Genomic DNA, 10,739 nt, shown 5'->3' with positions numbered 1-10,739 from the left:
AAGAGCCTTTTGCTTACTTTTGGGCTCCTCCAAAAGTGAGCCGCTGTAAAAGCGGAACCATAGGTGGCCGTTACCGCAAAAATGGATATGTACTCAGCCTAATCCAACACCCCAGAGGCCCGCCGGTAGTCCGCCATCGTTACCTGCCACCACAGCTCAGCGCATCGCCTTGTTAAGGATTTCCATCAAGTTCAGTTGGGTAAAAGGTTTGGCCAGACGCGGCAAGTGGGCGACGAAGCCGTCCAGGCGCTGGGCGAAGCCGGTGGCGAGAATGATCGGCATGTCAGGGTGCAGCTCGCGGATGGCTGCGGCCAGTTGTGCGCCATCCATCAGCGGCATGGCCATGTCGGTGATCACCAGGTCGATGTCGCTGCGTTTCTTGAACACCTGCAGGGCCTCGGTGCCCGACGTCACACAGATCACCCGATGCCCAAGGTCTTCGAGCAGCAACGAGGTGCTGGTCAACACCAGGCTGTCGTCATCCACCAGCAGGACACACAGGCGGGTAAACCCATCTTGCGCCGCGTCGGGTGCGCTGGACGCCTGGGCCACTGCGGTGACGGCCAGGGGTAACCACAACTGCGCGGTGGTACCCAGGCCCTGCTCGCTACCAAGAATCAGGCAACCGCCCAGTTGCTCCGCCAAGCCATGAACCATCGACAAGCCCAACCCGGTGCCCTTGCCCACACCCTTGGTGGTGAAAAAAGGTTCGGTGGCCTGGGCCAGGGTTTCGCTATCCATGCCGTGCCCGTTATCGCTGACCGACAGGCAGACATACCGCTGGCCCGTCAATTGGGCCGGGATCGGATGCCCCTTGAGCGAATCCACCGCGTTGATCAGGATGCGTCCCCCCAGTGGCATGGCATCGCGCGCGTTGGTCGCCAGGTTGAGGATCGCCAGCTCCAACTGGTTGACGTCGGCCTGCACGGGCGGCAAGTCGGGAGGTAAATCACAGTGGATGGTCACCAGGTGCCCGAGGGAGCTGCGCAGCAAGCCGGTGATGTTCTCCAGCAAATGGGGCAAGGCCACCGACTCTGCCTTGAGCTCCTGGCGCCGGGCAAAGGCTAGCATGCGCTGGGTCAGCGAGACTCCGCGCTGGGCGCCCAAGGCGGCGTTGTCCAGCAGTTGCAGGAGTTTGGGGTCTTCCCCGGCGCGCTTGCGTAGCAGTTCCAGGTTGCCGAGGATGACCGTCAGCAGGTTATTGAAGTCATGGGCGATACCGCCACTGAGTTGACCGATGGCCTGCAGCTTCTGCGACTGGAACAGCGCTTCGCGGGCTATCTCCAATTCCCGCTGGGCCTGGGTCGCTTCGCTGATGTCGCGGGTGATCTTGGCAAACCCCAGGATCGACCCGGTTTCACTGCGGATCGGGTCGATGATCACGTGGGCGAGAAAGCGCGTGCCGTCCTTGCGCATGCGCCAGCCCTGCTTTTCAAACCGCCCTTCGCGGGTCGCCACTTCCAGCGCCCGTTCGGGCTCGCCCGCGGTGCGGTCTTCGGCGGTATAGAACACTGAAAAATGCTGGCCGATGATTTCCTGCGGCAGGTAGCCCTTGATCCGCTGGGCGCCCATATTCCAGTTGCTGACCCGCCCGGTTGGGTCGAGCATGTAAATGGCGTAGTCGGTGACGCTCTGCACCAGCAGGCGAAACTGCTGTTCGCTCTGCTTGAGGGTTTCCTCGGCCGCCTTGCGCTCAGTCAGGTCGCGGGTGATTTTGGCAAATCCCAGCAGCTTGCCCTGGGGGTCGCGAATCGGGTCGATCACCACATGGGACCAGAAATGGCTGCCGTCCTTGCGAACCCGCCAGCCCTCGCCCTCGAAACGCCCTTGCTCGATGGCGGTGCGCAAGGCTCGTTGTGGCGTGCCGTCCTGGCGATCCCCCGGGGTGTAGAACCTGGAAAAGTGCGCACCGAGGATCTCGGCTTCATCATAACCCTTGATCCGCGCCGCGCCGGCGTTCCAGCTGACGACGATACCCTCGGGGTCGATCATGTAGATGGCGTAGTCCACCACCGCGTCAATCAACAAGCGCAGTCGGCCTTGCTCCAGTGGATCGCTGCGGGTACCCGGTTGTTCACTCATGGCGGCCTTCTCGTTTTTTTATCAGGCGCTGCCCGGATGTCGGCAGGTACTGCCGCACCCACTGTTGCACGCTGCATGGGTTGTTCTGGATCTGTTGATCATAGATGACATCGGCACCGGATAAAGCAGATTGAACTCCTTAAATGCCGATCTCTCACAATGCTATGAAGGCGGCGGTACTCGCCATCCAGCGCATTGGGTCAGCAGGGAGTAGTCAGCATGAACAGGTCGACAGCGCAGGACGGGAGGAGTTCGCTTGAGCAGATCCTCGAGGACTTTGGCCAGCGCGCCGCGCCGCTGGAACTTGATCGCCAGTTACCCGAGATCATGCGCCGCTGCCTGGTAGACGGCCAGGCCGACCTGCCGCTGCCCGGCCAGGGCCAGACCTTGCAACGCTGGCGCACCCTGGCACAGGTAGCGGGCAATGACCTGGCGCTGCTCAAGCTGTTCGAAGGCCACACCGATGCCAAGGCGATTCTTGCCGAACTGGATGCCCTGCACCTGGACAGCCCGGGCATCTGGGGCGTCTGGGCGGCCGAGCCGCCAACGGCCAGGGTGCGAATCGTCGGTCGCGAGCACGGGGCGGTGCAATTGAGCGGGACCAAAGCCTGGTGCTCCGGAGCCCTGCAGATCGACCATGCCTTGCTCACCGCCTGGGACGAAGACGACCGTGCGCAACTGGTGGCGCTGGCACTCAGCCAAGGCGCTCTGCGCATCGACAGTGACGACTGGCAGGCCCGCGGGATGGCGACGACCGCCAGCGTCAGTGTCCACCTCGACGGCGCCCGCGCCCACTGCGTGGGGGACAGCGGTGCGTATGTGCAGCGTTGCGGTTTCTGGCATGGCGGTGCCGGCATTGCCGCCTGCTGGTACGGCGCCGCGCGGACCCTGGCCGAGGTCCTGCACCACGCCTGCGCCGGACCGCGCAACGATCCCCACGCGCAAGCACACCTGGGAGCCGTCGACGCTGCGCTCGCCAGCGCGGCGTCCGGTTTGCGCGAGTGCGCCGCGTGGATCGATGCTCAGCCCCAGGCCGATGCGGAATTTACCGTGCGTCGGACCCGCGCCCTGGTGGAAGCGGCAGTAGCCCAGGTGCAATGGCACGTCGGACGAGCACTGGGCGCCACGCCCTTTTGCCGCGATCCGCGCTTCGCCCGGTTGAGCGCTGACCTGCCGGTATTTATCCGGCAGAGCCATGCCGAGCGCGACCTGGCTGAACTCGGCCGGCAACTGCACGGACGTGATCCGCGGGGCTGGTGCCTATGAGCCAGGACCCAGACCCACTGATTCAAGGCGCGGGTACCTCGCTGGCCCAGTGGCAGGCATCCCGCGCCTTGCAAGCCGTACCGTCATTGCCCCGAGAGCTGATCCTGCCCTTGGGCCGGCGCTTGGTGGTGGTCGCCCCGCACCCGGATGACGAGGTGCTGATGTGCGGCGGACTGTTGGCCAGCCTGGCCAGCGACGCCACCTGCATGCTGATGATTTCCGTGACCGATGGGGAAGGCAGCCACCCGGGGTCCAGCCTCTGGCCCGCCGAGCGCCTCGGCGCCGAGCGGCCTCGGGAAAGTGCCCGGGCCTTGGCGCACCTGGGCCTGGATGCGCAACGACTTGACTGGTTGCGCCTGGGGTTCGCCGACTCCGCGGTAGGCGAAAGCGAAACGCAGCTGGTGCAGCAACTCTGCGCGCTGATTCGCCCGGACGACCAGGTGCTCACCACCTGGCGCCATGACGGCCACTGTGATCACGAAGCCGTGGGCCGCGCCTGTGCCAGTGCCTGCCGTACGCGCCAGGCCCATCTGCTGGAAGTGCCCGTCTGGGCCTGGCACTGGGCAGAACCGGAGGATCACCGCCTGCCGTGGTTGCGCGCCCGCAAACTGCTGGTCGCGCCGCGTTTCCTGGTGCGCAAGCGCCGGGCAATTGCTGCGCACCAGAGCCAGCTGTTGGCCGACCCGAGTACCGGCCAGCCAGCCATTCTCCCCCCGGCAGTGCTGGAACGCCTGCTGCAACCCTTTGAACTGGTGTTTCTATGAGCCTGTCGGCGATCTACTTCGAACAGCTGTTCAGTGCCAATCCGGACCCATGGGCGTTCCGCAGCCGCTGGTACGAAAAACGCAAACGGGCACTGACCCTAGCCTTGTTACCTCGCCAACGCTATGGGCGGGTCTTCGAGCCGGCCTGTGCCAATGGCGAGTTGAGCCTGGGCCTGGCCGAACGCGGCGACCGTCTGTTGTGCATGGACCTCAGTCACACCGCCGTGGCCCTGGCCGCCGAACGCCTGGCTGGGTATCCCGAGGTGCAGGTGGTGCAAGGTCGGTTGCCTGAAGAGTGGCCCGAAGGCCAGTTCGACCTGATTGTGCTCAGTGAACTGGGCTATTACCTGGACAGTAACGACTGGCGCCAGGTGATCGACCAGGCCCGCGCGAGCCTCAGTCCCCAAGGGGCGGTCCTGGCCTGCCACTGGCTGCAACCCATTGCCGGCTGCCCGCAAACCGGGGCGCAGGTCCACGCCATGCTCGATGCCCATCTGCATTTACCGCGTGCCGTGCGCCACGAGGAACCCGATTTCATCCTCGAGCTCTGGTGCCGAGGCCCCTACCGTCCTGACCTCGAAGAACCCACCCAATGATCGGCGTCGTCGTCCCGGCTCACAATGAACAGGCCCTGCTCAAACGCTGCCTCGACGCCCTCGCTTGCGCCGCGCACGACGTCGAACGCACTGGAGAAGCAGTGGCGATCCTGGTGGTACTGGATGCCTGCACCGACCGCTCGTTAGCCATCGCCCAGGCCAGTGGCGTGCAGACCCTGGTGATTGACGAAGGTAACGTCGGGTGTGCCCGCCGGGCCGGCGCCGCCTACATGCTCGACCAGGGCGCGCGCTGGCTGGCCTGTACCGATGCCGACAGCCGGGTGCCCCGCAACTGGCTGCGCCAGCAGTTGGCATTCAAGGCCGATGCAGTGTGTGGCACGGTCAGCATCGATGACTGGCACCCCGACCATTGCCCGGCGGTACGCCAGCGCTACCAGGCGCTGTATCAATCCCGGGAAGGCCACCGACATGTGCACGGCGCCAACCTGGGGGTGTGCGCGCAAGCCTATCAGCGCGTCGGCGGATTCCGTCCGCTGCCGGCGCATGAGGACGTCTGCCTGGTGGAGGATTTGCAACGCAGCGGTGCCAGCATCGTCTGGACTGCCCTCAACCGCGTGCGCACCAGCAGCCGCCTGGACTCCCGTGCGCAAGGCGGCTTCGGTGATTATCTGAAGTCGCTGGCGGGCGACGGCTGAGCTTCAGCGCCGCCGCACCACCCGCACGCGGCCGCTGTTGCCACCGCCGCAGAAGAACTGCTCGGCGCCATCAGACTCCAGGCCCGAGACTCCGACCCCGGCGGGCATGTTGAGGGTCTCCAGCACTTCGCCGCTCTGCGGGTCGATCCGCCGCAATTCGCTCTCCTCGCCCTCCCAGGTACCGTGCCAGAACTCACCGTCGACCCAGGTCACGCCCGTGACAAAGCGGTTCGATTGCAGGGTCCGCAGGATTTCCCCCGAAGCGGGGTCGATCTGATGGATCTGCCGGTCCTGGTACTCACCGACCCACAGCGACCCTTCGGCCCAGGTCAGCCCCGAGTCACTGCCACCGGGTGCCGGGATGCTGCCCAGTACCCGTCCGCTGGCAGGGTCGATTTTGTGGATCTGGTTCCCGGCAATCTGGTACAGGTGCTGGCCGTCGAAAGCGGTGCCGGCATCGGCGGCCATCGCGAACGTATCCAGCGCCTTGCCACTGTCCGGGTCGAAGGCGATCAGCCCCAGGTTGTTGGCGAACCACACGCGCTCACCGTCCCAGGTGACGCCGTGCACGCTGTCGACCCCGGGAAAAGGCCCGTACTCACGCACTATGCTTGCGGCTGACTGTTTCATCGCGACATCCTCGTAGTGGTTGTGAGCCTTGAGCCTAATCACCGGACCAGGGCAGCGGGAGTAACAATGTGGTCGCGAATCGCGGAATCGGTGGGCGGGTCCAGCGCGCCGCCCGACCACGGCCGAACATTTGCGCCTTACCCTCAGCCGCCAGCGCCTCGAGGGCTCGCTGCACGCTGCGCTGGCTAACGCCCAACGCCAGGGCCAGGGCCGAGCTCGACCAACACTCACCGTCCATCAACAGCGCCAGCACCTCGCTGTGGGACGCTTCGATGGGCCATGCCAGGACCGCCAGCGTGCCCGATGCAGGCAGCACCAGGGCATAACCGCCCGGGGTTGCAGTGACCTGGGCCAGTGGCCGCAACATCGCGCGCAAGCGACCGATTTCCACCCGCAGACGGACCCGCTGGGAGTCATCGCTGAGTTTCAGGCGAAACACCCGAGCGATCAGCGTAGCCCTGGGAACCGCCTGCGGCCAGGCTTCGCCAAGCACGGTCAGCAGCGCCATCAGCACCGGGCGGCCCGCCAGGGAAATCCGCGCATCACGCTGCTGGACCTGATAACGACGCGCGTCGAGCACCAGTGCCCCGGACCCTAGCAGCGCCTGGACGGCCTCCAGGTCCAACAGTCGTTCTGCGCCCTGGCAGGTCAATCGCGCCGCCGGGGCCTGGAGTACCTGCCAGGCGCTTGCCACTTCGGCACCAAGCGCCGGGATTGCGGCCAACCGTGCGGCCTGTTCGGCGGCGGCCAAGGCCAGGCGCGCCGCCGGGGCATCCAGGCGGCGGATCGCCAAACCCGCGACAATCAGCCCATGGATCGCCCGCAACCCCGGTGGCAGCGTGCCCGGCTGCAGTGCCGCGAGTTGGCCCTCGGCCACGTCGAGTTGGCCAATCAGCAGCAGCCGGCGAATCTGCAAGTAGCGGGCATGGGCGGCATTGATCCGGTCACCGTGCCGTTGCAGGCACTCGCACGCCGCCTCCAGGGCCGGTTGCGGCCAGCCGAGGTCCCGCGCGGCAAAGGCAATTTCCGCCTCAGCCACCACGCAGCGCGCCCGCGCCACCCGTTCGTTCGGGTCAAAGTCATGGCTGGCCCGGCGCAGCAAGGCCTTCGCCCGGGCAAAGTCGCCCAACTGCGCCATGGCAATCCCGCGCAGGGCCAGCGCCGGCGGATCGTCGCGCAAGGCGACGTGCTTGAGTGTCCCCAGCGGGTCGCCCACCGCCAGTGCCCGGGCAGCGGCCGTGATCAGCGAATCCATGTCAACCGCTCCCACGCTTGCTCTCTTGCCGTGCAGTCTATCTCAGCGGCCACCGGCCCTGCGGTAGGCCGTGCCGGTGGCAAGTTTTGCCCACTGACTTACACTGATAGACCCATAACGCGGATCATGGCGCTCACCGTTGCCCGGGCAGTACCTGATGATCTGAGTGAAGCCAGCATGAAAACGCTCACGACCCTGTGCACCACCCTCCTCGCCACCGGCGCCTGCGCGGTGAGCAGCGAACGTACCTGGGCAGACTCCCTGTACAAAACCAGTTTCGAGTGTGCCCAGGCCAGCCTGATGGTGGAAAAGCTGATCTGCCGCGATCCGCAACTGGCCCGCATGGACCTCGAACTGTACCGGCTGTATCGCCTGGCCCTCACCGATGAGCGCTCGGTGCCGCGCCCGGACAAGGTCATGACCGACCAACGCTACTGGACCCTGGATCGCAATCAGTGCGCCTCCACCGCCGAGCCCAAGGCCTGTATCCGCCAAGCCTATGCCGAGCGGGCCCACCAGTTGCGCCAGGGCTCCGCCATCGTCAGGACCAAAGACCCCAGCCGGCTGACCGATGGCCCGCTGGCGTTTCATTGCAACGGGCTTGACGCGCTGGTGGCCGCCACCTACTTCAAGGCCGGCCCGGACGTGCTCTACCTGCGCTGGGCCACGACCTCTATCACCCTCTCCCAGGTGCCGAGTGACTCGGGGGAGCGCTACAGTGGCCAGGACGCGCGCGGTTCCTACAGTTTTTCCCAGAACGGCAACCAGGCGCTGCTGCAACGCCCGGCCAGCGCACCCTTGAGTTGCACCCTCGAACCCACTGGATAAGCGGGAGGACGTCATGCGCCAGATAGTCGGTAAAGAACCCTGGTGGGCTGAGCCACCCCGGCAAGGGCAGGACGAGTCAGAGCTGGAATGGGGCTGGCTGGTGACTTACAACGAAGGCGAACCACGGTTCGAGTTCGTCAAGCAACGGCCTTCGCAAGAGGAGATCCGTAACCGCAAGAGTTGCCGGATCAGTCCTCACGAATGAACACCCCGGGCCCGACACGCTAGACGTCGACAATCCGCTGGAAACCGCCGAACACCATGCGTTGGCCATCGAATGGCATCTGGTTGCCCGGCTCATGCACGCGCGGGTCGGCCATGAAGCGGGCCATGCCGGCGTCGCGCGTTTGGCGATCGGGCCACAGAATCCAGGAAAACACCACGGTTTCGCCCTCCTCAAGCTTCACCGCCAGGGGAAACGACGTCAGCTTGCCCTCGGGCACATCGTCGCCCCAGCACTCACTCACGTTCAGTGCACCAAACTCCTTGAAGATCTGCGCCATGGTCTCGGCATGGTGGCGGAACGCCTCGCGTTTGGCCGTGGGCACAGCGGCTAGAAAACCATCGACATAGGACATGCTCGGACTCCTGTTGCACATTGGCTGATGGAAAGACTCATGCACTAGTCGACTGGCCCGACCAACGATCGACAGTCCCCGGGACTGTACTGACCAACGGTCACGCACAAGGGTGCGTCCGGCCAACTGACGCCAATGATTTACATCCGTTATTACTTGCTTCCTGGCTAAAGCGAATTTTTCACATTGGTTTCACTCGCCTGCCACCTGCCGACTCCTACAGTGCGCGACATCATTTGTCCTGCGAGCGCCTTGCACGCGCAACGTCAGGATCATTTCAGTGGTGTATCTACGCTCTACAGGTGAACGCTGTGGTTATGTCCCCAACACCGAAGTTATCCGGTGAAAGCTTGATTAAACAGCCGATGCGCAAGTTGGCCCTTGTCATCTTGACCCTGCTGGTAGCGGCACTGGTAATGGGGTTCGTTGCCTGGCCGGCATCACCGATGTTCCTGGCGCAAGGGAATCAGCTGCAAAAGGCCAGTGTGTTGCAACGCTGGCAGGCCGGGGAAATCGTGGTGCTGGTACGCCATGCCGAACGCTGTGACCAGTCGAGCAACCCCTGCCTGGGCCCTGCCGACGGCATCACCGAAGTCGGCAGGGACGCGGCCCGGCAAGTGGGCCAGGCCCTGGATACCCTGGGGCTTGCGCACACCGACCTGCTCACCAGCCCGGCCACCCGCACGGTGCAAACCGCGCACTACCTCTCGGCCCACGTGGTACCTCAACAGGAATGGCTGGCAGCCTGCGGCGCGACCATGGGTGCCGAGGTGCTGGCGCACAAGACCGCGCAGCGCAATCTGGTGCTGGTCACCCACAGTGGCTGCATCAGCGATTTTGAAGCCCAGAACGGCTTCAAGAACGCCCGCAAAGCCGAGTACACCAGCGCCTTGTTTGCGGGAGTCGGGCCGGATGGCAAGTTGCAGGTACTCGGCACGGTGAATGATTCTGATTGGCCGAGCGTACTGAATAACCAAGTTGCAGAGAAATAGCCTGCGGAACCTGGGCGACAAAGGCGTGCAACCCGACTCTACAAATCACTTCAATAATCAGCTATATCCTATTGTTTAATAAGTCTTTTATCACAAATCAAAACGATCTACAGCGCGCCGCCGCTCATTGTCGTCGCGCACATCGTAATTGGCGGTGGTCTGGATGTTGCTGTGGTGCGCCAGCTTCTGCGCGATCGACAGGTCGTGTTCCTCGATCACCCGGGTGATGAATGAACGGCGGAAATCGTGGGGCATGATCTTCACGCCCACCTGGGTGCCGCGTTGCCGGGCAATGTAGTAGATCGCATGCTTGGTTATCCGCTCACGGGTGATGTGGCTGCCACGGCGAATGCGATTGAACAGGAAGCCATCGTCCGCCTGCCCCTCTTCGAGAAACGAACGCCGCAGCTCGAGCCAGGCCTCGAGCTTGGCAAAGGCCCAACTCGGCGCGTACTTGATCAATTGCTTGTTACCCTTGCCCGTGACCTGCAGGCTGCGTTCGGCAAAATCGACCTGCGCCAGGTCGAGGTTGACCGACTCCGACTTGCGCATGCCCGAACCGTACAGAATCCCAATGATCGCTGCATCGCGCAGGCCCTGGGGCCGGGGGTCGGCGGCGCACACCGCCATCAGGTCGTGGATCAGGGTGCGCTTGAGGTTGCGGCCCTGGGACAGGCGTGTGCCGGCGATGCCTTTGACCGAGCGGATTTTCAGCAGGTGCTCATGGCTGATCAGGCTCATGCGCCAGGCTTCGTTCATCACCCCCCGTATCGCGTTGACGTACAGGGATGAGGTGTTGGGCGCGTAGCCGTCGCTGCGCAACGCCGCCACCAGCGCGATCACATCCTCGGGCTGCAACTGGTGCCAGGGAATATCTTCCATGTTCAACTCATCAAAACCCAGGCGGTCGGCCGCATCCTGCAAGACATAGCGCAGGGTCAACTGGCTGGAGGGTGCCAGGCGCGCCAGGTACAGCGTCAGTGGATTGGGGCGTTGCACGGCGTGCGTCGGTGTGTCTGCGGTATCGGGTAAATCGAACAAACTGAAAGGACCTTTAATGAAAAGTGCTCAACAGAGACGGTTCATCTGTTG

General features: G+C 64.2%; 12 protein-coding genes. 7 read left to right on the top strand and 5 right to left on the bottom strand.

What is annotated here, in order from left to right; translation table 11 throughout:
- Positions 1–156 precede the first annotated feature (156 nt).
- On the bottom strand, positions 157–2,082 hold the full coding sequence (locus ACIOVD_RS18270) for a PAS domain S-box protein (protein WP_401129461.1): 1,926 nt from the start codon (positions 2,080–2,082) through the stop codon (positions 157–159).
- A gap of 219 nt (positions 2,083–2,301) precedes the next feature.
- Here ACIOVD_RS18270 and ACIOVD_RS18265 point away from each other — a divergent pair, with 219 nt between their 5' ends.
- From ACIOVD_RS18265 to ACIOVD_RS18250, 4 genes are read left to right on the top strand one after another with little or no spacing between them, the layout of a single operon-like run.
- Complete coding sequence (locus ACIOVD_RS18265) at positions 2,302–3,348, top strand: acyl-CoA dehydrogenase (protein ID WP_401129459.1); 1,047 nt, start codon at positions 2,302–2,304, stop codon at positions 3,346–3,348.
- On the top strand, positions 3,345–4,112 hold the full coding sequence (locus ACIOVD_RS18260; protein ID WP_401129457.1) for a PIG-L deacetylase family protein: 768 nt from the start codon (positions 3,345–3,347) through the stop codon (positions 4,110–4,112). Before ACIOVD_RS18265 ends, ACIOVD_RS18260 begins: the two co-directional genes overlap by 4 nt.
- Entirely contained in the window at positions 4,109–4,708 is a 600-nt protein-coding gene (locus ACIOVD_RS18255) for a bifunctional 2-polyprenyl-6-hydroxyphenol methylase/3-demethylubiquinol 3-O-methyltransferase UbiG (protein ID WP_159996127.1), read from the top strand. Before ACIOVD_RS18260 ends, ACIOVD_RS18255 begins: the two co-directional genes overlap by 4 nt.
- Entirely contained in the window at positions 4,705–5,364 is a 660-nt protein-coding gene (locus tag ACIOVD_RS18250) for a glycosyltransferase (RefSeq protein WP_401129455.1), read from the top strand. The genes ACIOVD_RS18255 and ACIOVD_RS18250 overlap by 4 nt, the downstream gene beginning before the upstream one ends.
- Positions 5,365–5,367: 3 nt before the next feature.
- Here ACIOVD_RS18250 and ACIOVD_RS18245 read toward each other — a convergent pair whose 3' ends face one another.
- Positions 5,368–5,994, bottom strand: coding sequence for a PQQ-binding-like beta-propeller repeat protein (locus ACIOVD_RS18245; protein WP_320332230.1), 627 nt, complete (start codon positions 5,992–5,994; stop codon positions 5,368–5,370).
- 34 nt (positions 5,995–6,028) lie between these two features.
- Positions 6,029–7,249, bottom strand: coding sequence for a helix-turn-helix domain-containing protein (locus ACIOVD_RS18240; RefSeq protein ID WP_401129453.1), 1,221 nt, complete (start codon positions 7,247–7,249; stop codon positions 6,029–6,031).
- Positions 7,250–7,426: 177 nt separating this feature from the next.
- Between ACIOVD_RS18240 and ACIOVD_RS18235 the strand changes: the two genes are divergently transcribed.
- Positions 7,427–8,077 carry an MliC family protein gene (locus ACIOVD_RS18235; protein ID WP_401129451.1) on the top strand — a complete coding sequence of 217 codons (651 nt, stop codon included), beginning with the start codon at positions 7,427–7,429 and terminating at the stop codon, positions 8,075–8,077.
- Positions 8,078–8,090: 13 nt separating this feature from the next.
- The gene (locus ACIOVD_RS18230) at positions 8,091–8,282 is read left to right on the top strand and encodes a hypothetical protein (RefSeq protein ID WP_095171506.1); all 192 of its coding nucleotides are present in this window, start codon (positions 8,091–8,093) and stop codon (positions 8,280–8,282) included.
- A 19-nt stretch (positions 8,283–8,301) separates the two neighbouring features.
- Here the strand turns inward: ACIOVD_RS18230 and ACIOVD_RS18225 are convergent, their stop codons facing one another.
- Positions 8,302–8,655, bottom strand: coding sequence for a DUF1428 domain-containing protein (locus ACIOVD_RS18225; protein WP_095171505.1), 354 nt, complete (start codon positions 8,653–8,655; stop codon positions 8,302–8,304).
- A gap of 365 nt (positions 8,656–9,020) precedes the next feature.
- Between ACIOVD_RS18225 and ACIOVD_RS18220 the strand changes: the two genes are divergently transcribed.
- Positions 9,021–9,647 (top strand): histidine phosphatase family protein, encoded by a 627-nt coding sequence (locus tag ACIOVD_RS18220; RefSeq protein WP_401129465.1) that lies wholly within the window; start codon positions 9,021–9,023, stop codon positions 9,645–9,647.
- Positions 9,648–9,737: 90 nt separating this feature from the next.
- Here the strand turns inward: ACIOVD_RS18220 and xerC are convergent, their stop codons facing one another.
- Positions 9,738–10,688 (bottom strand): tyrosine recombinase XerC, encoded by a 951-nt coding sequence (gene xerC / locus ACIOVD_RS18215; RefSeq protein ID WP_401129448.1) that lies wholly within the window; start codon positions 10,686–10,688, stop codon positions 9,738–9,740.
- Positions 10,689–10,739: the final 51 nt, after the last annotated feature.

The organism is Pseudomonas sp. NPDC087626 (assembly GCF_044743405.1).
In the GTDB taxonomy this organism is placed as follows: Bacteria; Pseudomonadota; Gammaproteobacteria; order Pseudomonadales; family Pseudomonadaceae; genus Aquipseudomonas.
The sequence above is the reverse complement of the archived record's forward strand: the minus strand, read 5'-3'. Positions and strand labels throughout refer to the sequence as shown.